The following is a 25941-nucleotide window of genomic DNA, read 5'->3' as shown; positions in this document are numbered from 1 at the left end:
ACCCGCCATGGTGACCGACGTCTCGCGTCTAGGCTCCGAGCGGCATGCATCCGACGACCCGTGATTCGAGGTAGCCACCCGTGAAGTTGGACCTGCTCAGCCCCTCCATCGAGATCGGTCTGGTCACCACGAACCTCGACGCGATGGTCGAGTTCTACGAGGGCTTCCTCTCACTCGAGCCCCAGGGCGAGATCGAGTTCGCCGGCGGTTCCCAGCGGCGCTATGCCCTTGGGGCCAGCGTGCTGAAGCTGGTCACGTACACGATCGCGCCGGCGGCGCCCGCCGTGCCGGGCGGGGGCCGGACGCAGGCCGGCTTGCGGTACTTCACCATCGGTGTACGGAATCTGCGCGACGTCGCTGCCGCCGTCGAGGCCGCCGGTTACGACGTCGTCGAGCCACCCACTGAGTTCGCGCCCGTGCCGGGGATGGGTTGGATGTTCGTCGCCGACCCGGACGGCAACGCGATCGAACTGTTCGGAACGCTGTGACCGCTGGCCGTCAGGCGGGCACGACGACGATCAGCTGATCGCCGGTGCGCTCGACGCGCATGCCGGCGCGGCGGGCCAGGGTGGCGACCGCCGCCGCGTCGCCGGGTTCGGCCCGGCTGGCCGCGAGGACCCGCGCCAGCCGGCCCTTGTGGGCCTTGTTGAAGTGACTGACGACGGCCCGGGTGCCGTCGGGGCGCTCGGCGACGACGTCGACGTCGACCGCTCCCGGCAGCCGGCCCATTGCCGCATAGGAACCCGACCGCAGGTCGACGACGAGTTCGTCCGCGGCTAGCCGGGCCAGCAGGGGTTCGAGCGCTGGGCGCCACCGCGCCGCCAGCGTCGTCCCGCCAGGCAGCTTCGACCCTGCCGACAACCGGTAGGCCGGCACCGCGTCGTCGGCGCGGAGCAGCCCGAACAGCGCCGAACAGACCGCGAGGCGGGCCCTGGCGCGCGATGCCGCGGCGCCGGTGAGCGAGGTGACGTGCAGGGCGTCGTAGAGCACCCCGGTGTAGCGCTCGATGGCCGGCATCGTCGGCGCGGCGAGCAGGGCGGCGTTGCGGTCGATCTCGCCGTCCTGGGCCGTGGACAGACCCAGCGCCCGGCGGGCCGCGGGGCGGTCGGCCGACAGCGTCACCAGCTCGTCGAGCAGCACGGACCGCACCGGTCCCAGTTCGGGGGAACTCAACGCGTCCAGCCGCAGTGGCGGTCCGTCGCCCCCGTCACGCTTGGTCTCCGACGGCGGCAGCAGCACGATCACGGCGACGAGATTAGCCGTAGGCCAGCAGCAGCGGCACGCGCTGCTCGGCGCTGGTGAGCGAACCGTGGTGTCCGATGAGCGCCGACTCGACGGGTTCGACCGAACGGCGGACCAGCACCGCCGCGTCGCGGCCGGCGGCGACGACGTCCCCAATGCGGGCCAGGACGTGGTCGGCCACCGTGGCGCCGAACCACCCGGCCGCGATCGCCTCGTCGCGCGACGCCACCCACGCCCGATCGCCGAGGGTCTCCCGCCAGGCGGCCAGTACGGCCGCGATGGCGCCGTCCTCCACGTAGACGTGCCTGGCGCGCGCCTCGCCGCCGATCGCGGCCACGCCGTCGAGCAGGGCGGGGCTGGCGTCGACGTCGATGCGGTCGGCCTCGGTCACTGCCACCATGCCGTGATCGGCCACTACGGCCAGCAGCCCGCCGGGCGGCAGGTCCTCCAGTACTGAGCCCACCAGCCGGTCGACCTGACGCAGCTGCAGGCGCCAGGCCAATGATCCGGGCCCGTGCAAATGACCGATGAGGTCCAGATCTCCGTGATAGCCGTAGCAGAGGCCGTCCCCGGCGATGGCGTCGTGAATCGCTGCCCCGAGGTCGCCGAGTCCGTGCACTCCCACGTAGCGGGCCCCGCGCAGCACCGCGCGGGTCAGCCCGGAGCCGGCGAATTGCGCGTTGGACGCCACGCTCACCGCGAACCCCACCGCGGCGGCCCGTTCGAACGTGGTGGGCAATGGTTGCACCCGCTCGGGCGGGAGGCTTTCGCGCAGGTCCTCGCCGTGCGGGTGGGGCCGCCACTGCAGGGCGTTGATCACACCGGCCCGCGGCAGCCGGAAGGTGTACCCGACCATGCCGTGTTCGCCGCTGCGGCGTCCGGTGCCGATCGCCGCCAGCCCGGCGGCGGTGGTGGACGGGAAGCCGACGCTCAGCGTCCGCCCGCGCAACCCGGCCAGCACGGGGGCGTCGTCGGCGTATGTGTCGAGCAGCTCGGCGCCGAGACCGTCGATGAGCAGAACGCAGGCGCCGCGCAGCCCGGCTCCGAGCGACAGCGTTTCCCGGAAGCCGGGCGCGCCCATGGCTGCCAGCACCGAGGGCACGACCTGGGCGAGATGGGGTAGCGCGGGATCGGGGTGCGGCAGGTCCACGATCCGAGCCTGCCAGAACGGGTCGACGCACTGGCCTAGTCTCATCCCATGCGACGGGGGGTGAGTGGATCGATGGCCGCCGCCCTTGGGCTCAGTTCTTTGCTGCTGGGTTACGGTCCGGCGGCCGCTGCCCCGACCACCACCACCACGGTCTCGATCGAACCGCTGGCGATGGGGCCCGCGGCCACCCCGGCGATGAGCTCGACCAGCCCGGATGCCGCGGCCCCGCTGATCGGTGCCGGCGCGGTCGACACCACTGGCGGGTCGATTCCCGACGGTCAGCTGGTCTCGCCGTTCGACGATCGCAGCCCGGTCGTGGCCTTCCTCGACCCGTTGGTGCGCAAGGCGATTCAGGATGCCGCCCGGGCCGCCGCCGCCGAGGGCGTCGACGTGGGGCTGACGTCGGGTTGGCGCTCGGGTGGCTTCCAGCAGCGGTTGTTCGATCAGGCCGTGCTCACCTACGGAAGCGCCGAGGCGGCGCGGCAGTTCGTGGCATCACCGGAGGCGTCGATGCACGTGGTCGGGCGGGCGGTCGACGTCGGACCCGTCGCAGCCGACGAGTGGATGATGCGCAATGGTGCGCGGTTCGGGCTGTGCCAGATCTACGCCAACGAGATCTGGCACTTCGAACGGGCCGCCGACGCCCAGGGCGGCTGCCCGCCGCTTCATCCCAACGCGGCCGGCTAGGCTCCCGCTAGCCGGCGACTATCGAATCACCCTGCACGACAATTGGTTTCGCTTCCAATGGATTCTTAGCCGGGCCCTGCGCGACGGTGCCGTCAAGGTTGAACTCGCTCTTGTGACACGGGCAGACGATCTTGCCGTCGGTGATCGCGTTGACGTTGCAGCCCGCATGTGGGCACACGGGTGAGAAACCCTTGAACACCCCGGCGGTGGGCTGGGTGATCACGGTGTCGTCGACGATCACTCCCGAGCCGACGGGTACGTCGGCGGTCTTGGCCAACCCCCCCGGCGTGCCGGCACCGGAGGATGCCGGGCTCGACGCCGCAGAGCTGGTCGAGGTCTGGGAGCTGGATCCGCAGGCCGCCGCGGCGGTGGCCAGTGCTCCGAGTCCGGCGGTGACGATGACGGCTCTGCGTGGCGGGCGAATGTCTTCGAGCATGAAGGGGGGATCCTCAACGGTCGGGAACGGGCCGTGCGGGCTGTGCACGGCCGTCCCCAAATCATCGCCTCCGCGGCGGCCACTGGCGCGCGAACCCCGAAAGTACCCCCCCGAAACCCCTTCTCTTGCAGCTGAACAGCCTCGACTTCGCCGTTCAGCAACCGCACAGCGTTGCGAAAGTGCCAGAGTCATCGCGGCGCTGTTACCCTGCCATGAGCCGGTGGCTGGACGCCGACCGCACGGTTCGCGGACGCGATGGCGCGGTTCCCGCGCGAAACCGAACGCCCTCGTCACGGAAAGAGTGTTGTGCGCAGCGGAGAGATCAAGGCCCTGTCCGGGCTGCGCATCGTCGCCGCGCTGTGGGTGGTGTTGTTCCACTTCCGGCCGCTGCTGCAGATGGCCTCCCCGCCGCTCTACGACTCGCTCAAGCCGATCCTGGATTGCGGCGCGCAGGGCGTCGACCTGTTCTTCATCCTCAGCGGGTTCGTGCTGACCTGGAATTACCTGGACCGCATGGGTGACACGTGGTCGACCAAGGCGACGCTGCACTTCCTGTGGCTGCGCCTGGCGCGGGTCTGGCCGTTGTACTTGGTCACCATGCACTTCGCCGCGCTGTGGATGATCTTCACCCTCAACGTCGGTGACTTCCCGTCACCCGAGGCCGCCTCGATGACGGCCATCAACTACCTCCGTCAGCTGTTCATGGTGCAGCTGTGGTTCCAGCCGTTCTTCGACCTGACGAGCTGGGATGGCCCGGCCTGGTCGATCAGCGCCGAGTGGCTGGCCTACCTGCTGTTCGGGCTGCTGGTGCTGGTGATCTTCCGCGTGCAACGGGCGACGCGAGCCAGGGGTCTGCTGCTGCTGGCCTTCGTGGCCTCGCTCCCGCCGGTGTTGCTGTTGGTGGGGTCCGGCGGCCAGTTCTACACGCCGTGGAGCTGGTTGCCGCGCATCGTCCTGCAGTTCACCGCGGGTGCCCTGGCCTGCGCCGCCGTGCGCAAGCTCCGACCGACCGACCGGGCGCGCCGGGGCGCGGGTTACCTGTCGATCGGCTTGCTGGCCGTCATCGTGGGGGCGCTGTACTGGTTCGACGGGCACCCGATTCCCACCATTCGCGACGACTTCGGCCTCGTCGACGTGTTGTTCATGCCGCTGGTGGTCACCCTGGCGATCGGTGCGGGCACGCTCCCTGCGCTGCTGTCCACCCGCGTCATGGTGTACGGCGGACAGGTCTCGTTCGGTCTCTACATGGTGCACGAGCTGGTGCACACCGCTTGGCTGTGGGTGATGGCGCAGTACCGCATCGAGATGGTCCCCAGCGTCTCCGCCAAGCTGATCTTCGCCGGCCTGATCCTGCTTTCGGCGGTCCTGGCCGCGCTGCTGTTCCACTTCGTCGAGGAGCCCGCCCGATTGTGGATGCGTCGGATGGTCGGGGAGCGCAAGCTTCCGGTCGACCTGGACCACACCCAGCGCCGGGAGCCGCCGCCGCGGCCCGACCCCGGCCACGACCGCCCCACGACGCTGCAGGTTCGGGCCGGCTGATGCGCGCACCCTCCAGCCTCGCCACGTTCGTCCTCTCGGTGGCTCTGCTCCTCGGTTTGGTACTGAGTGCGCCGTCGATGCGCAGGACGCCCTACGACCCGCTGACCGCGGGCATGCCGGTGACCCGCATCGCGGTCGTCGGTGACTCGTACACCAACGGGACGGCGATCGGTGGGCAGGGGCCCAACGCCTGGCCCGTCCGCGCCTGGAAGACGCTGGGCAAGGAGGGTCTGCCGGTCGTCGCCGACGTCGCCGCCGAGGGTAGGGCCGGCTACGGGGTGCGGGGGGACCAGGGCAACCTGTTCGTCGACCTGACCGCCATGGCCGTGAAGCCCGACGACGCCCTGGTCGTCTTCTACGGCTCCCGCAACGACCAAGGCGTCGACCCCAATGTGCTTGGTGGACAGATCTTCTCGGCCCTGTCGCTAGCTCGAGGCATTGCCCCGGGCGCCAAGTTGCTGGTGATCGGGCCACCATGGCCGACGCCTGACGTCCCGCCGGGGATCCTGCAGGTGCGCGACACCCTGGCGTTCCAGTCGATGCTCGCGGGCGCCACCTTCATCGACCCGATCGTCGCCGGCTGGTTCATGGACCGGCCCGACCTCATCGGCAAGGACGGCGTGCACCCCACCGACGCCGGCCACGTCTATCAGGCCGACAAGATCGCGCCGTTGATCGGAGCCCAGTTACCCCGCCGGGTCTGACCCCGCGTCACTTGGTACCGAAGATCCGGTCTCCGGCGTCCCCGAGCCCGGGCAGGATGTACCCGTGCTCGTCGAGCTGACGGTCGACGGCGGCGGTGTAGATCGGGACGTCGGGGTGGGCCTCGCCCATCGCCGCGATGCCCTCGGGGCAGGTCAGCAGGCAGACGAACTTGATGGACTTCGGACCGCACTCCTTGAGCCGGTCCACCGCCGCGACCGCCGAGTTACCGGTTGCCAGCATGGGGTCGACGATCACGACGTCGCGCTCGTGCAAGTCGCCTGGCATCTTGAAGTAGTACTCGACGGCGACGAGCGTCTTGGGATCGCGGTAGAGCCCGATGTGGCCGACCCGCGCGCTCGGCACCACGTCCAGCATCCCGTCCAGGATGCCGGTACCAGCCCGCAGGATCGAGACGAACACCAGCTTCTTGCCGTCGATCATCCGACCGGTCATCGGCTCCAGCGGGGTCTCGATCTCGACGTCGTGCAACGGCATGTCGCGCAGCACCTCGTAGGCCACCAGCGTGGCGATCTCGTTGACCAGCTGGCGAAAGCTCTTGGTGGAGGCTTCCCTTCGTCGCAGCAGGGTCATCTTGTGCTGCACCAGCGGGTGGTCGACCAGGTGAACCGAACTCATCGCAGGATCCATTCCCATCCTCTTAGAAGACCGTTCCGTCGCTGACGATCACCAGCGGGGGCAGACCGCCGCGCAGGCGTTGGGCGAGTACCCGGCCCGCGGCCCAGGTGCCACCTTCGAGCACGCGAGCCAGCGGCATCTCCTCGGCGGTCGCGCCGAGGCCGTGGCGCACCATCGGCGCGAGCTCGTCGAGCAGCGCGACGGTCAGCGCGCGCCACTCGATCACCAGCTCGTCGCCGACGGCCCAGGCCTCTCGGGTCCAGCCGGGGTCGCGCAGGCGCAGCACGCCGGTGTCCAGCAGCAGCCCGCCATTGCGGTACTCCGGTAGTGCGGTCAGCTCGTCGAGGTCCCCGACGCGCACGCCCGCCCATGCGAACGGCTCGAGAAGCGAGTACGTCAGCCACTGCGACAGCTTGTGGAACGGCATCCAACCCCGGGTGAGACCCGCACCGGGCACGGCGGCGTGCGGCCAGCAGTCACCCAGTCGCCGACCGTCGATCTGGTTGTCCGCCAGCCAGATTCCCGACAGTGACACCAACAGTTCGGACAAGATGTCGTGGGCGGTGATAGCGGCGGGCCCCGCCGCCAGCAATCGGTCGAACAGGCCGCCGGGGCGGCCGAGCGGGCCGAACGTCAGCGGCTGGTCCGCCAGCGACGCGGCGAGCCGGTGCAGCAGCTGGACCCGGCCCTCGATGCCGACCAGCGGGTTGCCGGGGCCCACCTGGAACGTCTCGGCCAGTCGTCCGGGGGTGAGGGCCAGGAGCCCGGCGGCGTCGACGCGCAGTGGGACGCCCGGATCGCTGGAGAACCTCCCGTCGAGGAACGCGTTCCACGTCGCGACACCCAGACCTTCGGAGCGGGCGAACCGCTGGCCGCTGGACTCCTCGTCGTAGTGCCAATCGGGACCGGCGCCGGCGTCCAGGAGCACGCTGACGACGGTGAGGTCGATCATCGCCCTGGCCCTGGCGGCCGGATCCCACGTGCTCGTGCGCGCGTCCAGCTCGGCCTTGCGGTCCACCCCGCCGGCCTCGAAGTGCCGCCAGCGAGAGTGGAAGGGGATGTTCAGATCCGGGTATCGGGACCGGGTGACGGCCACGACCTCGGTCACCGCGGCGGGTAGCGCCGCGTCATCGACGTCGAACCACGCCGATTCACCACTGCGGGCGCGCTGCAACAGGTACCCGGCGCGTTCCCGGACCGCACGGGTGGTGCGCAGGGCCGCGGCGGCGCCGTCGGCGGTCTCGGGGTGCTGGCCGGGGGAGATACCGACGCTCACGAGCCCAACCCGCGTCCCTTCGTCTGGCGCAACTGGTCCTCGCCGGGCACCGGGCCGGGGGTGAAGTAACCGGCGGCCATCTTGGCGTCGATCTCGACGCGGGCGTCGGCGGGCACCAGATCCTCGGGGATGTTCACCCGTTCGCCGACCTCGATGCCCGAGCCCGTGATCGCGTCGTACTTCATGTTGCTCATCGACACCAGTCGGTGGATCTTACGGACGCCCAACCAGTGCAGCACGTCGGGCATCAGCTCTTGGAAGCGCATGTCCTGAACGCCCGCAACGCATTCCGTGCGCGCGAAGTACTGGTCGGCGGTGTCGCCGCCAGCCTGGCGCTTGCGCGCGTTGTACACCAGGAACTTGGTGACCTCGCCGAGCGCGCGGCCCTCCTTGCGGGAGTAGGCGACCAGACCCACCCCGCCGCGCTGGGCGCCGAGGATGCACTCCTCGATCGCATGCGTCAGGTAGGGCCGGCACGTGCAGATGTCCGAACCGAACACGTCAGAACCGTTGCATTCGTCATGCACCCGCGCGGTGAGCTCCACCGACGGGTCTGCCAGGTCGCGGGCGTCACCGAACACGTAGACGGTCTGGCCACCGATCGGCGGCAGGAACACCTCCAGGTCTGATCGGGTGACCAGTTCCGGGTACATCCCGCCGGTCTCCTCGAACAGCACGCGACGCAGGTCGGTCTCGCTGCAGCCGAATCGCCGGGCCACGCCGGGCAGGTACCACACCGGCTCGACCGCTGCCTTGGTGACGAGCGCCGCCCCGGTGGCCAGCAGGATGCGGCCGTCGGGGACGAGTCGGCCCTTCTGCACCGCTTCGACGACCTCGGGCAGGATCACGTGCGCCTTGGTGACGGCGATGGTCGGGCGCACGTCGTGACCGGCGGCCAGCTCGTCGGCGAACACCTCGGCGACCATGGCGCCCCACGGGTCCAGGCTGACGATCTTGCCCGGCTCGCTCCACTGCGGGTACGGGCCGATCACGTCGGTGGGGGCGGTGTCGGTGAGGTCGGCCCGGTGCTCGCGCGACAGGGCACCCGCGGCGACGGCGAGGGCGCGGTAGACGCTGTAGGACCCGCTGTGGGTGCCGATCACGTTGCGATGCGCCCGTTGGATGGTGGTGCCGATGACGGGTCCGCGTTCGGCGGCGGTCGGCGCGTCCCAGTGGATCGGCAGCGCGTCCGTGCCGCCGGCGTGCGAGGTCAGCCGGATGTGGCGGGCCGTCGGTTTCGGGGGGGCGGGCGAGTGGGCGGCCAGAGGTTCGTTGCTGGCCTCGGCAACCATGATCGCTCCTTGCTCTCGGAAGGCGTCAGCATAGCGACTTGGGCTGTGCGACGCCGTTCGTCGCGGCCGGGGCGGCAACGGCGGCGGTTGCGGATGGGCTGACCCGCCTACCCTGTCACGGGCTGGCGACGATGCACCGACACCGCGTAGTCACCGCCGGTGTAGGGCGCGCCCTCCCATGTCGCCCAACGGTTCTCGAGCTCCAGGCCGGCCGCGGCGGTCAACCGGTCGTACTTCTCGAGTGTCAGCCGATCGGGCCGGATCGAGAAACCGGCCACCAGCAAGCCGTTCTTGGCGAGCCGTCCGGCCAACCCGTCGACCACCCGGCCCTCCGAACCCGGTGCCAGGAAGATCATTACGTTCCCGGCCAACAGGACGACGTCGAAGCGGGCGGCGGGCAGCGGTGGGTCCGCCAGGTCGGCGAGCACCCAGGTGATCGCTGGATCCTTGGCCCTGGCGGCGTCCAGCATCGCCGGGTCGGCGTCGACACCGACCACCGAGTGCCCGCGCTTGGCCAGCTCGATGGCGACGCGCCCCGTGCCGCATCCGGCGTCGAGCACGCGATGGCCGCCGTGGTGCCGGAGCAACTGGTCGACCAGGCCGGCCTCGCCGTGGATGTCGGCCCCGGATGCCGCGAGCCGGGCCCATCTCGCGTCGTAGTTCGCGCCGCGTGGCGCGTCGGTGTCCTGCCATCGCGTACCCATCGGGGCCATCATGCCGCGACCGGGTCTGCCAACGGGAACACCCCGCGAACCGGTGGGGTTCGCGGGGTGTCTCCTTCGGGCTGCAGTCCGGTCGGTGGGTGTCAGCTCTCCAGGTCGAACCGGTCGTTGTTCATGACCTTGACCCAGGCCGCGACGAAGTCCTCGACGAACTTCTCCTGGCCGTCGTCCTGCGCGTACACCTCGGCAAGTGCCCGCAGCACGGAGTTGGAACCGAACACCAGATCGTTGGCGGTGGCCGTCCACTTCAGGGCGCCGGTGCTGCGATCGAAGCCCTCGTAGACGTTCTCCAGGGTCTCCGCCGACTTCCACTGCGTCCCCATGTCGAGGAGGTTGACGAAGAAGTCGTTGGTCAGCACGCCAGGACGGTCGGTGAATACGCCGTGCTTGGTCCCGCCATGGTTGGCATTGAGCGCACGGAGGCCGCCGATCAGGACGGTCAGCTCGGGGGCCGTCGCGTCCAGGAAGTACGCCCGCTCGAGCAACATGTCCTCGAGCTGCGCCTTCTCTCCGGGTCGGACGTAGTTGCGGAATCCGTCGGCCCGCGGCTCGAGCACCTCGAAGGACTCCGCGTCGGTCTGTTCCTGGGTGGCATCGGTGCGACCCGGCGCGAAGTGCACCGAGATCTCGTGGCCACCGTCCTTGGCCGCCTTCTCGACCGCAGCCGAACCGGCCAGCACGATCAGGTCGGCAAGTGACACCTTCTTGCCACCGGTGGCCGAAGTGTTGAAGTCCTGCTGGATCTTCTCCAGGACCGGCAACACGCGATCGAGTTCGGATGGCTCGTTGACCTCCCAGCTCCGCTGCGGCTGCAGGCGCAGTCGCGCCCCGTTGGCGCCGCCGCGCTTGTCGGTGCTGCGGAAGCTGGCCGCCGCCGCCCACGCCGTCTTCACCAGCTGCGGCACCGACAGTCCGGAGTCGAGCACCTTGGCCTTCAGCTCGGCGATGTCCTCCTCGTCGACCAGCTCGTGGTCGACGGCGGGCACCGGGTCCTGCCAGATCTGCGGCTCGGCGACCCACGGGCCGAGGTAGCGGGACACCGGTCCCATGTCGCGGTGCAGCAGCTTGTACCAGGCCTTGGCGAAGGCTGCGTTCATCTCCTCGGGGTGGTCGAGCCAGCGCCGGGTGATCTTGCCGTAGATGGGGTCCACCCGCATCGAGACGTCGGTGACCAGCATCGTGGGCTTGCGCGGCGGGCCGCCGAACGGATCGGGGATGGTCGCCTCGGCGTCCTTGGCCTCGAACTGCCAGGCGCCCGCGGGGCTCTTGGTCAGCTCCCACTCGTTGCCGTAGAGGATCTCCAGGTAACCGTTGCTCCACTGCGTCGGGGTGCCCGTCCAGACCACTTCGAGACCACTGGTGACCGTGTCACCGGCGTTGCCCGAGCCGAACGGGCACTTCCAGCCCAGCCCCTGCTGTTCGATCGGAGCGCCTTCGGGCTCGGGACCGACGTTGACCTCCGCGGCGCCGTGCGTCTTGCCGAGGGTGTGGCCACCGACGATCAGGGCGGCGGTCTCCTCGTCGTTCATCGCCATCCGGCCGAAGGTCTCGCGGATGTCGTGCGCCGCGGCCAGGGGATCGGGCTTGCCTTCTGGGCCTTCGGGATTGACGTAGATCAGACCCATCGTGGTGGCACCGAACGGCTCGCCGAGCTTGCGGTCGCCGTCGTTGGTCCCGCCGTAGCGCTTGTCGGTGCCCAGCCAGGTGTCCTCTTCGCCGAAGAGGATCTCCTCGGGCTCGTAGATGTCCTCGCGGCCGAAGCCGAAGCCGAAGGTCTCGAAGCCCGCGGACTCCAGCGCGCAGTTGCCGGCGAAGACCAGCAGGTCGGCCCAGGAGATCTTGTTGCCGTACTTACGCTTGACCGGCCACAGCAGGCGGCGCGCCTTGTCCAGGTTGGCGTTGTCGGGCCAGCTGTTGAGCGGCGCGAAGCGCTGGCTGCCCTGGCCGCCGCCGCCGCGGCCGTCGAAGATGCGGTAGGTACCGGCGGCGTGCCAGCTCATCCGGATGAACAGACCGGCGTAGCTGCCGTAGTCGGCCGGCCACCAGTCCTGCGAATCGGTCATCAGGGCGATGACGTCGGCCTTGAGGGCCTCGACGTCGAGCTTGGCGAACTCGGCGGCGTAGTCGAAGTCCTCACCGAAGGGGTTGCCCTTGGAGGACTGCCTGTGCAGCTTCGAGACGTCGATCTGCTCGGGCCACCAGTCCTGGTTACGCAACGGGCCGTGTGCCTTGGGGGTCGGCGAGTCGATCGCCGGGTTCTCGCTCTCGCTCTTGCTTGCGGTTGGCTGCTCGGGGTGGGGCGGGCGGCTGTGGGAGGTATCGGATGACACAACGATCCTTTCGAGAGTGATGAAACGGGCTGGGACACAAACGGTTCAGGAACTTCGTGCGGTGGAGCAGTCGGGACAATAGCCCCAGTAGATGACTTCTGCTTCGTCGATCGAGAAGCCGTCGAGGAGCCCTTCGGTGTCCGACGGGGTGAGGCACGGCGCCTCGCCGACGGCACAGTCGACGTCGCTGATGACGCCGCAGGACCGGCAGACGACGTGATGATGGTTGTCGCCGACCCGGGATTCGTAGCGGGCGACCGAGCCCGCAGGCTGGATGCGGCGAACCAGCTTCGCCGCGGTCAGGGCTGCCAGCACGTCATAGACGGTCTGTCGGGACACCTCGGGAAGGCCGGAGCGGACCGACTCGAACAGCGTCTCGGTATCGGCGTGCGGGTGCTCGCAGACGGCTTCCAGTACCGCGACCCGTGGACGGGTTACCCGGAGGTCAGCCACGCGCAGCTGCTCCGGGTAGTTCGACTGCTGGGTCACGTAGGACACTATGCCGCGCTTTTCTGGACTCAGTCAAGACTTGGTGGAATCTCGGCGCGTCGCGGCGCCCGCCGCCCAGTCTTCGATTGCCTTCCAATGGCGTTGATCGGCAAGCGGATTCGGCGCACCTCAGCCGGGTCGGCTAGCTTGACGACGGTGAAGGCTCTGATCGACTTCGACGCCGCCCCGGTGTTCGGCATCCCGACCCGGGACGGGACGGGTCTGCGCGAGGGCATGCTCGTCGAGGGCCCCCAGGGCTGGGGCGAGTTCAGCCCGCCGCCCGAGTGCGACGCCGCCGTCGTCGCGCGATGGCTGACCGCCGCCGTCGAGGGTGGCACCGTCGGCTGGCCCGACCCGCGCCGGGGGCGCATTCCCATTGCGGTCACGGTGCCCGCCGTCGCCGCCGTGGTGGCGCACCGGATGGTCGCCGACTCGGGTTGCGGCACCGCCGACGTCGCGGTGGGCACCCGCCCGGGTTCGCTCGACGAGGACGTGACCCGCGTCGCCGCGGTCCGGGATGCGCTGGGACACGGCGGCCGAATTCGCTGCAGCGCCAACGGGAGCTGGACCGTCGAGGAGGCCGTACGGGCGATCCGCGCATTGGCTGCCGCGGCAGGCGAACTCGAGTTCGTCGCACGGCCATGCCGCACCGTCGAGGAGTTGGCCGTCGTGCGCGCCAGGATTGACGTCCCCATCGCCGCGGACCTCCCATGGGCCGCGGCGGCCGACGTGGCAGTGCTGCGCGCGGGGCCCCTCGGTGGTGTCCGGCGCGCGCTGCGCCTGGCCGAGCAGTGCGAGGTGCTCTGCGTCGTGGCCTCGAGCGTCGAGACCAGCGTCGGCCTGGCGGCCGGTCTGGCACTCGCGGGGGCGCTTGCGGACCTACCGCTGGCCTGCTCGCTGGGCACCGCCGCGCTGCTGGCCGGAGACCTGGTCGCACCGGGACGTGCGCTGATACCCGTCGACGGCTATCTGCCGGTAGCACCCATGCCGGCCTCGCCGGATCCAGAGCTCGTCAGTCGGTTCTCACTGACCGACCCGGACCGAGTCCTTTGGTGGCGACGCCGCCTGCTGCTTGCTCGCGGCGGCGGCTGAGCTGCCGGTCGAGGCGCTGGTCGAGCCGAGCTGGTTGTCGACGATCCACTGGGCGGCCCGCTTCACCAGGCCGGATTGCTGATAGCTGGTGTGGGAGGTGAAGTCCTTGCCCAGCGAGCAGATCGGGTCGTTGGTGTTGCACATGTCGGCAGTCTTGGCGCCGTAGAGCGGGCTGAGCGTGGTCAGGGGCTGGCCCAGCCGGGCCGACGGGTTGCCGAAGACGGCGACGGCGCGGACGTGATCGGTCATGGCCTTGGGCATGGGGTTGGTGAAACCGAGCCCGGCGATCGGCGAGGTGGTGACGACGTCCATCACCGCGGCGCCCTGCGAATACCCGCCGAGGACGATCTTGGTCTTCGGGCAGCTGGCGGCGGTGGCCTGCACGCGGGCGCTGGCGTCGTTGGCGCCGGTCGCCACGCCGAGAAAGTCCCACGACGCCGGATACTTCACGGCGTAGGGGCGAATCGACTGGCCCTTGACCAGCGGTTTGAGCGAATCGACCAGAGCCTGGCCGACGACCCCGATCCCGGGCGGCTCGTCGGTTCCGCGGGCGAACACCACCTCGATGTCGGGGCAGTCGGCGGCGGATGCCATCGGTGCGGCGGCGATGGGGGCGATGAGCAGGGCGAAGGCCGTCATGACGGTGACCAGTTGCAACCGCAGCGCACGCGTCAGCACCAAGGTGCGTCCCGGGTGGGTCAAGGCTGCTCCTCAGCTGGGTGGGTGGTGAGAACTTCCTGAACTCTGTACCCAAAGATCACTTCTACCACTCTGGTAACAGGATAACGCCTGCTCGCGGTTCCCGGCGGTCCGTCCTCGCGACTCAGACGTGTGTCGACGCGCCACACCAGATGGTTCAGTTGGCGCCAGCCCTCGTTCGGGTCAGCGCCGTGTTTCGAATCCGCGGGATCGGGGGACCCACCGTTCTGCTCTGGGTCTGCTCGCAGCCCAGACACGGACCGAAGGGGACGTCTCCGATGAGTGGATCAGCTTCTGCATCCGATCGAACCGAGCTCGACGAAAACGGGGCCGGCACCCTCGGCACCAGCCTGAAACCCCGACACATCACCATGATCTCCATCGCCGGCGTGATCGGCGCCGGATTGTTCGTCGGATCGGCCAACGCCATCAAGGAGGCCGGACCCGCGGTCCTGATCTCCTACTTCCTGGCTGGCACGCTGGTCGTGCTGGTGATGCGGATGCTGGGGGAGATGGCGACGGCCAACCCCGACACCGGGTCCTTCTCGGTGTACTCCGACCGCGCGCTCGGCGGCTGGGCCGGGTTCTCGGTCGGTTGGCTGTACTGGTGGTTCTGGGTACTGGTCATCCCGGTGGAGGCCACCGCCGCCGCGGCGATCCTGTCCGATCTGATCGGTGCGCCCCAATGGGTGTGGGCGCTGGCAGTCACGCTGCTGTTGACCGTCACCAACCTAGTGAGCGTGGGCAACTATGGCGAGTTCGAGTTCTGGTTCGCGCTGATCAAGGTCATCGCCATCGTGGCGTTCATCGGCATCGGTGCCGCGGCGATCTTCGGGTTGATCCCGGACTCCCAGGTCAGCGGCATCGACGCGCTCTGGCAGCCGGACGGATTCATGCCCAACGGTTTTGGTGCCGTCATCGCCGGCATGCTGGTGACGATGTTCTCCTTCATGGGGACCGAGATCGTGACCATCGCCGCCGCGGAGTCGCCGGATCCGACGACCGGCATCAGCAAGGCCGTCAACTCGGTGATCTGGCGCATCTCGCTGTTCTACCTCGGGTCGATCTTCGTGATCGTCGCGCTGATGCCGTACGACACGCTCACCGACGGCTCCTACCAGTCGACGCTGCAGGCCATCGGCATTCCGGGATCCAAGATCATCATGGATCTGGTGATCTTGACGGCCGTCGCGTCGTGTCTGAACTCCGCGCTCTACACCGCGTCGCGCATGCTGTTCTCCCTGGGTGCGCGCCGCGACGCGCCGCCGGCCGTCCGGCGATTGACCACGAAGGGCGTGCCGTGGGTCGCGGTGCTCGCGTCGATGGTGGTCGGCTTCCTGGCGGTGCTCGGCAACTACGTGCTGCCGGAGAAGATCTTCGGCTACCTGCTGGCGACCAGCGGTGCGGTCGCCTTGTTCGTCTATCTGGCCATCGCGGTCAGCCAGTTCGTCCTCGGCCGCACCATGCGCGCGCAGGGGGAGCGCGCGCCCGTGCGCATGTGGCTGTTCCCGTACCTGACGGTCATCGTGATCGTTGCGATCGTGGCGGTGCTGGTGCTGATGGCTTTCGACCCCGATCAGCAGCAGGCGATCTTCCTGTCGGTCATCTCCGCGGCGATCATCGTCGGTGCCGGGGTCTTCGTGCATCGGCGGCGTGACCACCGCGGCGCCGACGCGACGGTCATGCGCCCCTGACCTTCAGGACGCGCTTGCGAAGGCCGTCGGTCGCCGTCTCCATCAGGCCCTTGGTGCCGCGCTTGATGAGGAATCCCGGCAGCGGGACCAGGGGATCGATGGTGAGCTCGAAGTGGACGCGGGTCGCGTCGCCCTCCGGGGTCAGGGTATAGCGCGCCCGTTGGTCGCGTTGTTGTCCGGCGCTGATCAGCGACCAACCGACGCCGTCGGGATGGACGGTGTACTGCAGTACCTGCTCGTCACTGATGCCGACGATCCTGACGACCTGCCGGGAGCGGACGGGGTGACCTGCCTCGTCTCGCTCGAGCACCTCGACCTCCTGGTGAACAGAGGACCATTCGGTCAGCGACTCGAGGTCGAACAAGACGTTCATGATGTCTTCGACGCTCGCCTCGATGACGACCTCGCGGGATTCGGTGACGGCCACTCCGACACCGTAGCCAAACACACATCCGCATGAACGTGGCTCGGAACACTGGCTTTACGGGGTTGTCACGTGTCGAGGATGTTTCGAGGCAATTCACGAGTGGTACCCGGGCGGCATGAGAAGACACCTCGTTACTCAGATCCTGTTCGCCGGCGCCGGAGCGACGGCGATTGCCTTCGCACCCACCGCCGGCGCCACCCCACCCCCGCCGTGTGGTGTCGAGGGAACTCCTGCCTGCGCCACCGCCGGCCCCGATGGAGCGGGCGCAGCCGTCCCCGGTGCGGGTGCCGTGGCCGGTCCCGACGGTGCGGGTGCGTCGGCCCCGGGTACTGGCGCTCAGGCTGGTCCCGACGGTGCCGGTGCGTTCGTCCCTGGCGCCGATGCCAACGCCGACCGCGGCGGCGCCGAGGCCACCGTGCCGGGGGCCGGTGTGCAGGCCGGTCACGATGGTGCGGGAGCAAGCGTTCCCGGTGCGGGCGCGCAGGCCGGCCCGGACGGGGCGAATGTGTTCGTGCCCGGTGGGAGCGCCAATGCCGGCCCCGGTGGCGCCAGCTTCTGCGTGCCGAACTTCTGCGCCAACGCCGGTTAGAGTCTCCGGCTGCTGAGAACCCCAACCACCCCAGGCGAATCGCCTGGGGTGGTTTGCGCTGCAGGGGTTTTCGCCACTCACATGTTCGCCCGCCGCGGTGTCAACGTCTGTTGACACGTCCGGCCGGGTGGCCTACGGTGGCTAAGTCATCAAGTGTTGACTTGCCGCGACACCGTCTCGCCCGTGAACCTCGTGGCCGTCGGCGCCGTATTCACCTGCAGGAGGTGCCATGAGTGTGATTGCCGCCGTACGCGGAGAGTTGCCCGAGAACCGCTACTCGCAGGAGGAGGTGACCGATGCGCTGTTGACCATTCCCGGGTATGCCGAGTACGAGGAGCCCATCCGGAAGTTGCACCGCAGTGCAAAGGTGGACTCCCGCCACATGATCCTGGCGTTGGAGGATTACGCCGCCCTGGACGACTTCGGCCGCGCCAACGACCTGTTCATCGAGCACGCCGTGGAACTGGGCAGTGCCGCGGTGCTCGGCGCCCTGGACGAGGCGGGCTTGAGTCCGGCCGACGTCGACGTCGTCTACTCCACGACGGTGACCGGTCTGGCGGTTCCCACTCTGGAGGCGCGGATCGCCGCGCGCATCGGACTGCGTCCCGACGTGCGACGCGTGCCGATGTTCGGACTCGGCTGCGTAGCGGGAGCGGCCGGCGTGGCGCGGGTCCACGATCATCTCCGCGGGGCCCCCGATGCGGTCGCGGTCCTGGTGGCCGTCGAGCTGTGTTCCCTGGTGCCCAAACGAAATCCGTCGATGGCGACCGTGGTGGGCAGCAGCCTGTTCGGGGACGGGGCGGCCGCGGTCGTGATCGTCGGCGACCGGCGCGCCGAGCGGATGACGGCCGGTGGACCCGAGGTCCTGGATTCGCGCAGCCACCTGTATCCGGACTCCGAGCGAACGATGGGATGGGACGTCGACTCGACGGGGTTCCGGCTGGTTCTGTCCCCAGACGTGCCCAAGGTCGTCGAACGCTACCTCGCCGCCGACGTCGCGCAGTTCCTGGCCGGCCACGGCCTGACCATTGCCGAGGTGAACACCTGGGTGAGCCATCCCGGCGGTCCGAAGGTGATCGAAGCCATCACCGCCACGTTGGGCCTGCCGGACGACGCCCTCGAATTGACCTGGCGCTCACTGGCGGAGGTAGGCAACCTGTCGTCGGCCTCGGTGCTGCACGTGCTGCGCGACACCATCGCCAAACGACCGGATCCCGGCACGCCCGGAGTGATGATGGCGATGGGGCCGGGTTTCTGCTCCGAGCTGGTCCTGATGCGTTGGCGATGAGGGGAGGGGAAGTGAAATGATCTGGTATGTAGCCCTTCTCGTCGCTATCGCTCTCGAGCGGGTGGCCGAGCTGATCGTGTCGAAGCGCAACCTGGCGTGGAGCCGGCGGCGGGGCGGCACCGAGTTCGGCGCCGCCCACTATCCGGTGATGGTGGTGCTGCACGTGGCCCTGCTGGTCGGCTGCGTGGTGGAACCGATCCTGCTGGACCGGCCGTTCCTGCCGGCGCTCGGCTGGCCCATGCTCGCCGTCGTGGTGGCCGCTCAGGCCCTGCGGTGGTGGTGCATCACCACCCTCGGCGCGCAGTGGAACACCCGGGTCGTCGTCATCCCGGGTGCGCCCCGGGTGACCGGCGGGCCCTATCGGTGGATTCCACACCCGAACTACGTTGCAGTGGTCGTGGAGGGCTTCGCCCTGCCGCTGGTGCACACCGCGTGGGTCACTGCGCTGGTATTCACCGCGCTCAACGCGTGGCTGTTGCGCACGCGGCTACGGGTCGAGAACACCGCGCTGGCGAGCCTGAGGTGATCGACCTGCTGGTCGGTGGTGGTGGACCGGCGGGACTGGCCACCGCGCTGTACGGCGCAAGGGCGGGGCTCGAGGTGACCGTCATCGAACGTCGCGATGGCACGATCGACAAGGCCTGCGGTGAGGGCATGATGCCCCACACCCTCGAGCATCTGCACCTTCTCGGAATCACTCCAACGGGCATGGTGATCAAGGGAATTCGTTATCTCGACGGGCACCGGCAGGTGGAGGCGAGATTCCGCGCCGGACCGGGCCTCGGGGTGCGCAGGACGGTGCTGCACGCGACATTGCGGGCAGCGGCCGAGGAGGCCGGCGTGCAGTTCGTCCACGACGACGTCGGTACGGTGGTCCAGGACGCGACCTCGGTTGGCGCCGCCGGCCTGCGGGCGCGGTACTTGGCCGCGGCCGACGGCTTGCACTCGCCCATCCGTCGCGCACTGGGCCTGGAGCGGCCCAGCCCGGGTCCCCGCCGGTGGGGCATCCGTCGGCACGTTCAGATCGCCCCGTGGAGCGATTCGGTCGAGGTCCACTGGGCGCCGGGCGGTGAGGCCTATGTGACACCCGTGGCCGAGGACTGCGTGGGTGTTGCGATCCTGAGCTCGCGGCGCGGCGGATTCGGCGATCACCTCGACGACTTCCCGGCGCTGCGCGCGCGAGTGAGTGGCTTCGACCACGGCCCCGACCGGGCCGCCGGACCACTTCGGCAGACGGCGCACAGCCGAACCGCCGGGCGGGTCATGCTCGTCGGCGACGCCGCGGGGTACGTCGACGCGTTGACCGGTGAGGGCATGGGGCTGGCCTTCGGTGCGGCCCGGCACCTGGTCGAGTGCGTACGCGCCGACCGGCCCGGCGACTACGACCGCCGATGGCGTCGCTCCACCCGGCGGTACCGCATGCTGACCGCCGCCCTGGTGCGGGCCGGGGTGCACGCCGAGGTTCGCACGCGCATCGTGCCCGCGGCAGCGGCCCTGCCGGGGGTCTTCGCCGCGGCCGTCCACCAGCTGGCCTACTGATTGCTGCGTACCCCGAACCCACGCGCTTGCGGCGGGCTTGGCAGACTGGTCCGCATGGCACAGATAACGTTGCGCGGAAACCCCATCAACACCGTTGGCGAACTCCCCGCCGTCGGAGCCCCGGCTCCGGCATTCACCCTCACCGGCACCGACCTCGGCGCCGTCACCAGCGAGGACTTCCGCGGTAAGGCCCTGCTGCTCAACATCTTTCCGTCGGTGGACACACCGGTGTGCGCGACCAGCGTGCGGACGTTCAACGAGCGGGCCGCCGAGAAGGGCGTCACCGTGCTCTGCGTCTCGAACGACCTGCCGTTCGCCCAGAAGCGCTTCTGCGGCGCCGAGGACATCGAGAACGTGACGACTGCGTCGGCGTTCCGCGACACGTTCGGAGCGGACTACGGCATCACCATCACCGACGGCCCCATGGCCGGCCTGCTGGGACGCGCCGTCGTCGTGGTCGGCGCGGACGGCAATGTGACCTACTCCGAGCTGGTCCCCGAGATCGGCCAGGAGCCGGACTACGACGCCGCGCTGGCAGCACTGAGCTAGCCTGCGACGCCTCGCCGCGCGAGGTCAGGCCGACGCGCCGGCGAGGGCCCTGCGGTCCTCGTCGGCGAACGTGTCCTCCAACTGCAGCGGCGAGTAGTCGAGGTCGATCTCCGCGACCGGGCGTCCTCTGGCGCTGCTGATGGTGCCGAATCGCCGCATGCCCTTGTCGCTGGCGTATTGCATGAACTCGTCCATCTCGAGGCCGAACGGGATCTCGTCGTAGAGGGCGAACGCCTCCTGGGTATTGCTCAGGGCCAGCGGGATGAGCTCGTTCATCCGGGTCTCGAACACCGACCAGTTCGCGTCGTCGGCGGCCACGTGGCGCCGGCACGTGAACGTCCCCCATGCCATGTGGCGGCGCTCGTCGTCACCGATGCGCCGAACCAGCTCCTGCATGCCGGGCAGGATGTTGCGGCTCACGCAAATCTTGTGCCACGCATAGTATCCCGTCAACGCCATCATGCCCTCGATGACGTGGTTGTAGGTGACCGACGCCTTCACCTGAGCCGCGGGCGACGGGTCGGTGGTCAGCGTGTCGAGCGACTCCGGCAGCTCCTCGTAGAAGATCTTGCGGTACGCCGGCAGGTCGTCGAGGTAGTGGTGGAGGTCCTCGGTGAGTCCGACGGCGTCCAGCCATAGCCGGAACACCTGAGTGTGCTTGGCCTCTTCGAACGCGAACTGGGTCAGGTACATCTCGTCGCCGAGGCGTCCCTCGGCGCGCATCGCCGCCATGAACGGCTGGATGTCCTCGGTGACGGCCTCCTCCCCGGCGATGAACTCCGCGCACAATCGCGCGGCCCAGTCGCGTTCCAGGTCGGTCAGCGCCTGCCAGTCCTCCCGGTCGCGGGAGAAGTCGATGTCGGCGGGATCCCAGAACTTGGCATTCCCGCCGGCGAACAGCTTCATCGGAAGACTGTTCCAGTTCAGGCCGCCCTGTCGGAGCGACCCCAGTCCCGTGCGTGTCATCGAACGATCTCCTCGGCTCAGGTCGGTGCCGGCTGATGCACCTCTGCACATGGTGCTCCGCGTCACATCCCGCCCGGGCAGAAACCGCCGATCCGAGCTCACACGGGCCAGTCCTCCAGGCGGTACGCCGCGTCGAAGAACATCCACTCGTAGCGCGCCGTGGTGACGAAGTGTGCCCGCGCCACGGCCTCTTCGGCCGGGTCGAGGTTCAGCCCGACCCGATCGGTGAGCGCGATGACCTGGGCGACGGTCGCGGCGAAGTCGTCACCGCCATAGCTGTCGATCCACCTGCGGAATCGCGGATCCGGCGATCCGCGTTCCAGCAGCGCCGTTCCGACGCGGGCGTAGATCCAGTAGCAGGGCAGGATCGCGGCCAGTCCGTCGGCGAAGCTCCCGCCGTACGTCGTGGCGATCAGGTAGCTGGTGTAGGCCTGGGTGGTCGGTGCGACGCGCGCCCCACCCACGGTGGCGGCGTCGAGACCGAGCGCGGGCAGCAACTCGTCGTGCAGCGCCAGTTCGACGTCGTGCACCTCGGCGGCGTGCCTGGCGAACATCGCGGTGTCGGTCAGACTGGGTGCCTTGGCCGCCACGATCGCCAGTGCCCGCGCGTAGTCCCGCAGATAGTGCACGTCCTGGGCGACGTAGTGGGAGAACACGTCGGGGTCGAGGGTGCCGTCGGTCAGCCCCGTCACGAACGGATGAGCGAGGATCGCCTGGAACGTCGGTTCGACGTCGGCCCAGAGCCGTTCCGACCAGGTCGGTGATCGAGGTGTCATGGGTCGGCAACCTACCCGCAGAGGGTGGCCAGCGGGTCCGCTCGTCACCGTTGGGTCACGGTATGGCGGCTCATTGGCGTTGGGCCACTCGACAATTGGAAAGTCCAGGTCGCGGGGGAGTAGAAGTGATCTTGTCGAGTGGTGACGGCAGAGGAAGGCACGAGGACGTGCCCCCGAGAGCCGCAGAGAGATGGAAGTTCGATGAGACGCATTTACGCCCTGGTGATCAGCTTGGCGATGCTGGCGGTGACGCCGGGTCTGGCGAGCGCCGATCCCTACACGCGGCCAGCCCGCAACCAGCAGGCCGTGGACTTCGTCATCGCGCGGGCGCTCTCGCAGCGTGGCGTCGCGTTCTCCTACGGCGGTGGCGATGCGACCGGCCCCACGCTCGGCAGCGACTCGCGGACCGACGTCCTGGCCACCGAGCAGCGGGCCAACACTCCCGCCGCCTCGCCGACCACCGGCATCTACCGCGCGCTGCCCGGCTCCATCGACGACACCACCCCGGCGCCCAGCGTCGTGGGCTTCGACGCGTCGGGCATCATCGTCTACGCCTTTGCCGGCGCCGGGATCAAGCTGCCGCGTTCCTCGGGTGAGCAGTACAAGGTCGCCCAGAAGGTGGATCCGAGCCAGGCCCTGCCCGGCGATCTGATCTTCTATGGTCCCGACGGCACCCAGAGTGTGGCGCTGTTCCTCGGCAACGGTCAGATGCTGGAGGCCAGCGACCCGGTGGTCAAGGTGTCGCCGGTGCGCACCAACGGCATGACGCCGTATCTGGGCCGCATCATCGCCTGACCGTCCGCGGGCGGACCGGCCCGGATCGCCGATATCGCCCGAAGGGGCGGTGAGGTTCGGCTACCTTCACCATCGTGGCCGACCCGATGAATCGCCAGATCGTGTTGCGCCGGCGGCCAACGGGCCTCGTCGAGCCCGCCGACACCGAGCTCGTCGTCTCGCCTGCGCCGTGTCCCGCCGACGGTGAGGCGCTGGTCCGGATGACCTACGTCGGCATCGACGCCGCTGCGCGGACGTGGCTGGACGATCAGCCCGGATATCTCCCGCCGGTCGGGCTTGGTGAGGTCATCCGGGCCGCCGGCATCGGGGAGGTCGTCGAATCGCGGTGTCCTGCTTACGCGGTGGGCGACGTGGTCACCACGCTGTCCGGCTTCCAGGAGTACGTCATCGTTCGCGACGACCTGTTCTGTACGCCGGTGACCGGTATGGAGCACATCGATCAGCCCGCGGTGATGTCGATCTACGGACCGACGGGGGCCACGGCCTACTTCGGCATGAACGACATCGGCCGCCCCCGGGATGGTGACACGGTCGTGGTCTCCGCGGCCGCGGGCGCCACGGGTTCGGTGGCGGGGCAGATCGCGCGGATCGCCGGGGCGCGCGTAGTTGGCATCGCGGGCGGGCCGCAGAAGTGCCGCGCCGTGGTCGACGACTTCGGCTTCGACGCCTGCATCGACTACCGTGCCGGCGATCTGGCCGCCGCGCTCAAGCATCACTGCCCGCGCGGGGTCGACGTGTACTTCGACAACGTGGGCGGGCCCATCCTCGACGCGGTGCTCGGGCGCCTGGCACCCAAGGCCAGGGTCGTGCTGTGCGGGGTCATCTCCAGCTACCTGACCGGGGAGCATCCCGGGCCTGCGAACTACGTCAACATCCTGGCCAAGACCGCGACGATGCAGGGGTTCAACGCGCTCGACGAATGGGGCCGCTTCGACGAGGCGTTCGCCGCGCTCCGCGGCTGGGAGGCCCGTGGACTGCTGGTGCACCGCGAGACCATCTACGACGGCATCGAGTCGTGCGTCGATGCGCTCAACGGTCTGTTCACGGGGGCAAACATCGGCAAGATGCTCGTGAAGGTGGGCGAGCCCACCCGAGCCTGAGGTGGGCTCGCCCACCCGAGCCCGAGGTGGGCACCAAGGACGGAGCCGGCCCGCATTCCGTTGCGCCGCATAGACTGCCGGTATGACGGTCGGTTCCGGGCAAGGGTTCGTCGTCCCCACCGGGCTGCTGCGGATCGAGGATTGCCTCGACGCCGATGGTGGAGTGCGGTTGCCGCCGGGCGTCACGCTGTCCTCGCTGATCGACCGCAACGTCACGTTCGTGCCCGACGAGGTGGCCTACCGCTACCTCGACTTCACCCGCAACGACGCGGGCCACGCGGTCGAGATGACCTGGGCCCAGCTCGGCGTCCGGATCCGCGCCATCGGGGCGCAGGTGCAACGGCTGGCCGCTCGCGACGACCGGGTGGCGATCCTCGCGCCGCAGGGTCTGGACTACGTCGCCGGGTTCTTCGCGGCGATCAAGGCGGGCACCATTGCGGTGCCGCTCTTCGCACCGGAGCTCCCCGGGCACGCCGAACGGCTCGACACCGCGCTTCGCGACTCCCGACCCACCGTCGTCCTGGTCACCGACTCGGTGATCGACTCCGTCGAGGCGTTCCTCGCGACGCTGCCGCAGGCGCTGCGCCCGCGGGTCGCGGTCATCGACCGCATCCCCGACGCGATGGCCGGTGAGTTCACCCCCGTCGAGGTCGGCGTCGAGGACGTATCGCACCTGCAGTACACCTCGGGGTCGACGCGGCCGCCGGTCGGCGTGGAGGTCACCCACCTGGCCGTCGGCACCAATCTGATCCAGATGATCCTGTCGATCGACCTACTCGATCGAAACACCCACGGCGTCAGCTGGTTACCGCTCTACCACGACATGGGGTTGTCGATGATCGGCTTCCCCGCGGTGTACGGCGGGCACTCCACGCTGCTGTCGCCGACGGCGTTCGTCCGCCGGCCGCAGCGCTGGATCCAGGCTCTGTCCGACGGTTCGAGCCGCGGGCGGGTGGTGACGGCCGCCCCCAACTTCGCCTACGAGTGGACCGCGCAGCGGGGGCTGCCCGCCGAAGGTGACGACGTCGACCTGCGCAACGTCGTGATGATCATCGGCTCCGAGCCGGTCAGCATCGACGCGATCGAGGCGTTCAACGCGGCCTTCGCCCCCTTCGGGCTGCCGGCGACGGCGATCAAGCCTTCCTACGGCATCGCCGAGGCCACGTTGCTCGTCGCGACCACCGCGCCCACCGCGCAGGCGACGGTGGCGTACTTCGACCGTGATCAGCTCGCCGCGGGTCGCGCGGTGCGGGTCGAGGCGGATGCGCCGTACGCCGTGGCGCAGGTGTCGTCCGGTCAGGTCGCACGGAGTCTGTGGGCTGTCGTCGTCGACCCCGCCACCGGTGCCGAGTTGCCGGACGGTCAGGTCGGTGAAATGTGGTTGCACGGCGACAACGTGGGTCGCGGTTACTGGGGCCTGCCCGAGGAGACCCGGCACACGTTCGGGGCGAGGCTCGCGTCGCGGTTGGATACCGGCAGTCACGCCGCGGGGTTGCCGAGCTCGGCCAGGTGGCTGCGCACCGGTGATCTCGGGTTCCATTTCGACGGCGAGCTGTACGTCACCGGCCGGATCGCCGATCGCATCGTGATCGACGGGCTCGACTTCTATCCGCAGGACATCGAGGCCACCGTCGCCGACGCGTCCCCGACGGTGCGGCGCGGCTACGCGACGGCCTTCACGGTGCCGGGTGACGATGGCGAGCGCCTCGTCGTCGTCGCCGAACGTGCGCCGCGTACCAATCGGGCCGATCCGACCGCGGCGGTCGAGGCCATCGGTTCGCTGGTCGCGCACCGACACGGGCTGGTGGTGCACGACGTCCGGGTCCTGCCGGCCGGGTCGATCCCCCGCACCACCAGCGGCAAGCTGGCCCGGCGCGCCTGTCGGGCGCAATACCTCGAGGGCGCCTGGGGCTGAACGCGGTT

General features: G+C 69.3%; 27 protein-coding genes. 14 read left to right on the top strand and 13 right to left on the bottom strand.

The window, feature by feature from the left end; all coding sequences use genetic code 11:
* Positions 1 to 80: 80 nt before the first annotated feature.
* Positions 81 to 488, top strand: a complete 408-nt coding sequence (locus SBI80_RS19565; protein ID WP_318976462.1) for a VOC family protein — start codon at positions 81 to 83, stop codon at positions 486 to 488.
* A gap of 10 nt (positions 489 to 498) precedes the next feature.
* On the opposite strand, the gene yaaA is transcribed toward SBI80_RS19565, so the two are convergent.
* Together yaaA and SBI80_RS19555 are read right to left on the bottom strand one after the other, a co-directional pair.
* Complete coding sequence (yaaA, locus tag SBI80_RS19560; RefSeq protein WP_318976461.1) at positions 499 to 1245, bottom strand: peroxide stress protein YaaA; 747 nt, start codon at positions 1243 to 1245, stop codon at positions 499 to 501.
* Positions 1246 to 1255: 10 nt separating this feature from the next.
* Positions 1256 to 2392: an alkaline phosphatase family protein gene (locus SBI80_RS19555; protein ID WP_318976460.1), complete on the bottom strand. Its 1137-nt coding sequence runs from the start codon at positions 2390 to 2392 to the stop codon at positions 1256 to 1258.
* Positions 2393 to 2440: 48 nt separating this feature from the next.
* Between SBI80_RS19555 and SBI80_RS19550 the strand changes: the two genes are divergently transcribed.
* The gene (locus SBI80_RS19550) at positions 2441 to 3079 is read left to right on the top strand and encodes a M15 family metallopeptidase (protein ID WP_318976459.1); all 639 of its coding nucleotides are present in this window, start codon (positions 2441 to 2443) and stop codon (positions 3077 to 3079) included.
* 7 nt (positions 3080 to 3086) lie between these two features.
* Here SBI80_RS19550 and SBI80_RS19545 read toward each other — a convergent pair whose 3' ends face one another.
* Positions 3087 to 3515 (bottom strand): Rieske (2Fe-2S) protein, encoded by a 429-nt coding sequence (locus SBI80_RS19545; RefSeq protein ID WP_318976458.1) that lies wholly within the window; start codon positions 3513 to 3515, stop codon positions 3087 to 3089.
* A gap of 255 nt (positions 3516 to 3770) precedes the next feature.
* Here SBI80_RS19545 and SBI80_RS19540 point away from each other — a divergent pair, with 255 nt between their 5' ends.
* Together SBI80_RS19540 and SBI80_RS19535 are read left to right on the top strand one after the other, a co-directional pair.
* Positions 3771 to 5054, top strand: coding sequence for an acyltransferase family protein (locus SBI80_RS19540; RefSeq protein WP_318976457.1), 1284 nt, complete (start codon positions 3771 to 3773; stop codon positions 5052 to 5054).
* Complete coding sequence (locus SBI80_RS19535; protein ID WP_318976456.1) at positions 5054 to 5758, top strand: Rv0518 family GDSL lipase; 705 nt, start codon at positions 5054 to 5056, stop codon at positions 5756 to 5758. Before SBI80_RS19540 ends, SBI80_RS19535 begins: the two co-directional genes overlap by 1 nt.
* 7 nt (positions 5759 to 5765) lie before the next feature.
* Here the strand turns inward: SBI80_RS19535 and upp are convergent, their stop codons facing one another.
* The 6 genes from upp to SBI80_RS19505 all read right to left on the bottom strand — a co-directional run bounded on the left by upp (position 5766) and on the right by SBI80_RS19505 (position 12504).
* The gene (gene upp, locus SBI80_RS19530) at positions 5766 to 6395 is read right to left on the bottom strand and encodes a uracil phosphoribosyltransferase (RefSeq protein WP_318976455.1); all 630 of its coding nucleotides are present in this window, start codon (positions 6393 to 6395) and stop codon (positions 5766 to 5768) included.
* A gap of 22 nt (positions 6396 to 6417) precedes the next feature.
* Complete coding sequence (locus SBI80_RS19525; RefSeq protein ID WP_318976454.1) at positions 6418 to 7671, bottom strand: URC4/urg3 family protein; 1254 nt, start codon at positions 7669 to 7671, stop codon at positions 6418 to 6420.
* Entirely contained in the window at positions 7668 to 8963 is a 1296-nt protein-coding gene (locus SBI80_RS19520; protein WP_318976453.1) for a GTP cyclohydrolase II, read from the bottom strand. The genes SBI80_RS19525 and SBI80_RS19520 overlap by 4 nt, the downstream gene beginning before the upstream one ends.
* A gap of 107 nt (positions 8964 to 9070) precedes the next feature.
* Positions 9071 to 9667: a class I SAM-dependent DNA methyltransferase gene (locus SBI80_RS19515; RefSeq protein ID WP_318976452.1), complete on the bottom strand. Its 597-nt coding sequence runs from the start codon at positions 9665 to 9667 to the stop codon at positions 9071 to 9073.
* A 101-nt stretch (positions 9668 to 9768) separates the two neighbouring features.
* Entirely contained in the window at positions 9769 to 12015 is a 2247-nt protein-coding gene (gene katG, locus SBI80_RS19510; RefSeq protein WP_318976451.1) for a catalase/peroxidase HPI, read from the bottom strand.
* A gap of 45 nt (positions 12016 to 12060) precedes the next feature.
* The gene (locus SBI80_RS19505; RefSeq protein ID WP_318976450.1) at positions 12061 to 12504 is read right to left on the bottom strand and encodes a Fur family transcriptional regulator; all 444 of its coding nucleotides are present in this window, start codon (positions 12502 to 12504) and stop codon (positions 12061 to 12063) included.
* Positions 12505 to 12660: 156 nt separating this feature from the next.
* On the opposite strand from SBI80_RS19505, the gene SBI80_RS19500 reads away from it, so the two are divergent.
* On the top strand, positions 12661 to 13596 hold the full coding sequence (locus SBI80_RS19500) for an enolase C-terminal domain-like protein (RefSeq protein WP_318976449.1): 936 nt from the start codon (positions 12661 to 12663) through the stop codon (positions 13594 to 13596).
* Here the strand turns inward: SBI80_RS19500 and SBI80_RS19495 are convergent.
* Entirely contained in the window at positions 13528 to 14235 is a 708-nt protein-coding gene (locus SBI80_RS19495; protein ID WP_318976691.1) for a cutinase family protein, read from the bottom strand. The genes SBI80_RS19500 and SBI80_RS19495 overlap by 69 nt on opposite strands.
* Positions 14236 to 14573: 338 nt before the next feature.
* On the opposite strand from SBI80_RS19495, the gene SBI80_RS19490 reads away from it, so the two are divergent.
* Positions 14574 to 15989 (top strand): amino acid permease, encoded by a 1416-nt coding sequence (locus SBI80_RS19490; protein WP_318976448.1) that lies wholly within the window; start codon positions 14574 to 14576, stop codon positions 15987 to 15989.
* Here the strand turns inward: SBI80_RS19490 and SBI80_RS19485 are convergent.
* Positions 15976 to 16416: an SRPBCC family protein gene (locus SBI80_RS19485; protein ID WP_318976447.1), complete on the bottom strand. Its 441-nt coding sequence runs from the start codon at positions 16414 to 16416 to the stop codon at positions 15976 to 15978. The two genes, SBI80_RS19490 and SBI80_RS19485, sit on opposite strands and share 14 nt — an antisense overlap.
* Positions 16417 to 16531: 115 nt before the next feature.
* Between SBI80_RS19485 and SBI80_RS19480 the strand changes: the two genes are divergently transcribed.
* From SBI80_RS19480 to tpx, 5 genes are all read left to right on the top strand, one after another.
* On the top strand, positions 16532 to 17005 hold the full coding sequence (locus SBI80_RS19480; RefSeq protein ID WP_318976446.1) for a hypothetical protein: 474 nt from the start codon (positions 16532 to 16534) through the stop codon (positions 17003 to 17005).
* 229 nt (positions 17006 to 17234) lie between these two features.
* Positions 17235 to 18293 (top strand): type III polyketide synthase, encoded by a 1059-nt coding sequence (locus SBI80_RS19475; RefSeq protein WP_318976445.1) that lies wholly within the window; start codon positions 17235 to 17237, stop codon positions 18291 to 18293.
* Positions 18294 to 18309: 16 nt separating this feature from the next.
* Complete coding sequence (locus SBI80_RS19470) at positions 18310 to 18819, top strand: isoprenylcysteine carboxyl methyltransferase family protein (RefSeq protein ID WP_318976444.1); 510 nt, start codon at positions 18310 to 18312, stop codon at positions 18817 to 18819.
* The gene (locus SBI80_RS19465; protein ID WP_318976443.1) at positions 18816 to 19832 is read left to right on the top strand and encodes an NAD(P)/FAD-dependent oxidoreductase; all 1017 of its coding nucleotides are present in this window, start codon (positions 18816 to 18818) and stop codon (positions 19830 to 19832) included. Before SBI80_RS19470 ends, SBI80_RS19465 begins: the two co-directional genes overlap by 4 nt.
* Positions 19833 to 19886: 54 nt before the next feature.
* Positions 19887 to 20381: a thiol peroxidase gene (tpx, locus tag SBI80_RS19460; protein WP_318976442.1), complete on the top strand. Its 495-nt coding sequence runs from the start codon at positions 19887 to 19889 to the stop codon at positions 20379 to 20381.
* Between the two features lie 24 nt (positions 20382 to 20405).
* On the opposite strand, the gene SBI80_RS19455 is transcribed toward tpx, so the two are convergent.
* Complete coding sequence (locus SBI80_RS19455) at positions 20406 to 21347, bottom strand: R2-like ligand-binding oxidase (protein WP_318976441.1); 942 nt, start codon at positions 21345 to 21347, stop codon at positions 20406 to 20408.
* Positions 21348 to 21445: 98 nt separating this feature from the next.
* Positions 21446 to 22123 carry a thiaminase II gene (tenA, locus tag SBI80_RS19450; RefSeq protein ID WP_318976440.1) on the bottom strand — a complete coding sequence of 226 codons (678 nt, stop codon included), beginning with the start codon at positions 22121 to 22123 and terminating at the stop codon, positions 21446 to 21448.
* 201 nt (positions 22124 to 22324) lie between these two features.
* Here tenA and ripD point away from each other — a divergent pair, with 201 nt between their 5' ends.
* The 3 genes from ripD to SBI80_RS19435 all read left to right on the top strand — a co-directional run bounded on the left by ripD (position 22325) and on the right by SBI80_RS19435 (position 25933).
* Positions 22325 to 22918 carry an NlpC/P60 family peptidoglycan-binding protein RipD gene (gene ripD, locus SBI80_RS19445; RefSeq protein ID WP_318976439.1) on the top strand — a complete coding sequence of 198 codons (594 nt, stop codon included), beginning with the start codon at positions 22325 to 22327 and terminating at the stop codon, positions 22916 to 22918.
* A gap of 86 nt (positions 22919 to 23004) precedes the next feature.
* Positions 23005 to 24018 (top strand): NADP-dependent oxidoreductase, encoded by a 1014-nt coding sequence (locus tag SBI80_RS19440; RefSeq protein ID WP_318976690.1) that lies wholly within the window; start codon positions 23005 to 23007, stop codon positions 24016 to 24018.
* An 82-nt stretch (positions 24019 to 24100) separates the two neighbouring features.
* Positions 24101 to 25933 carry a fatty acyl-AMP ligase gene (locus SBI80_RS19435; RefSeq protein ID WP_318976438.1) on the top strand — a complete coding sequence of 611 codons (1833 nt, stop codon included), beginning with the start codon at positions 24101 to 24103 and terminating at the stop codon, positions 25931 to 25933.
* The last annotated feature ends 8 nt before the right edge of the window (positions 25934 to 25941 follow it).

This window comes from Mycolicibacterium sichuanense (assembly GCF_033741125.1).
Taxonomy (GTDB): domain Bacteria; phylum Actinomycetota; class Actinomycetes; order Mycobacteriales; family Mycobacteriaceae; genus Mycobacterium.
The sequence above is the reverse complement of the archived record's forward strand: the minus strand, read 5'-3'. Positions and strand labels throughout refer to the sequence as shown.

What these genes read in the sequence shown, in the direction of transcription:
- SBI80_RS19435 (WP_318976438.1), top strand. Translation starts at nt 24,101, where the DNA reads ATGACGGTCGGTTCCGGGCAAGGGTTCGTCGTCCCCACCGGGCTGCTG.
- SBI80_RS19490 (WP_318976448.1), top strand. Translation starts at nt 14,574, where the DNA reads ATGAGTGGATCAGCTTCTGCATCCGATCGAACCGAGCTCGACGAAAAC.
- SBI80_RS19475 (WP_318976445.1), top strand. Translation starts at nt 17,235, where the DNA reads ATGAGTGTGATTGCCGCCGTACGCGGAGAGTTGCCCGAGAACCGCTAC.
- ripD (WP_318976439.1), top strand. Translation starts at nt 22,325, where the DNA reads ATGAGACGCATTTACGCCCTGGTGATCAGCTTGGCGATGCTGGCGGTG.
- SBI80_RS19455 (WP_318976441.1), bottom strand. Translation starts at nt 21,347, where the DNA reads ATGACACGCACGGGACTGGGGTCGCTCCGACAGGGCGGCCTGAACTGG.
- SBI80_RS19515 (WP_318976452.1), bottom strand. Translation starts at nt 9,667, where the DNA reads ATGGGTACGCGATGGCAGGACACCGACGCGCCACGCGGCGCGAACTAC.
- SBI80_RS19535 (WP_318976456.1), top strand. Translation starts at nt 5,054, where the DNA reads ATGCGCGCACCCTCCAGCCTCGCCACGTTCGTCCTCTCGGTGGCTCTG.
- tenA (WP_318976440.1), bottom strand. Translation starts at nt 22,123, where the DNA reads ATGACACCTCGATCACCGACCTGGTCGGAACGGCTCTGGGCCGACGTC.
- SBI80_RS19470 (WP_318976444.1), top strand. Translation starts at nt 18,310, where the DNA reads ATGATCTGGTATGTAGCCCTTCTCGTCGCTATCGCTCTCGAGCGGGTG.
- SBI80_RS19540 (WP_318976457.1), top strand. Translation starts at nt 3,771, where the DNA reads ATGGCGCGGTTCCCGCGCGAAACCGAACGCCCTCGTCACGGAAAGAGT.
- SBI80_RS19480 (WP_318976446.1), top strand. Translation starts at nt 16,532, where the DNA reads ATGAGAAGACACCTCGTTACTCAGATCCTGTTCGCCGGCGCCGGAGCG.
- tpx (WP_318976442.1), top strand. Translation starts at nt 19,887, where the DNA reads ATGGCACAGATAACGTTGCGCGGAAACCCCATCAACACCGTTGGCGAA.
- SBI80_RS19550 (WP_318976459.1), top strand. Translation starts at nt 2,441, where the DNA reads ATGCGACGGGGGGTGAGTGGATCGATGGCCGCCGCCCTTGGGCTCAGT.
- SBI80_RS19545 (WP_318976458.1), bottom strand. Translation starts at nt 3,515, where the DNA reads ATGCTCGAAGACATTCGCCCGCCACGCAGAGCCGTCATCGTCACCGCC.
- SBI80_RS19495 (WP_318976691.1), bottom strand. Translation starts at nt 14,235, where the DNA reads ATGACGGCCTTCGCCCTGCTCATCGCCCCCATCGCCGCCGCACCGATG.
- upp (WP_318976455.1), bottom strand. Translation starts at nt 6,395, where the DNA reads ATGAGTTCGGTTCACCTGGTCGACCACCCGCTGGTGCAGCACAAGATG.
- SBI80_RS19520 (WP_318976453.1), bottom strand. Translation starts at nt 8,963, where the DNA reads ATGGTTGCCGAGGCCAGCAACGAACCTCTGGCCGCCCACTCGCCCGCC.
- SBI80_RS19440 (WP_318976690.1), top strand. Translation starts at nt 23,005, where the DNA reads ATGAATCGCCAGATCGTGTTGCGCCGGCGGCCAACGGGCCTCGTCGAG.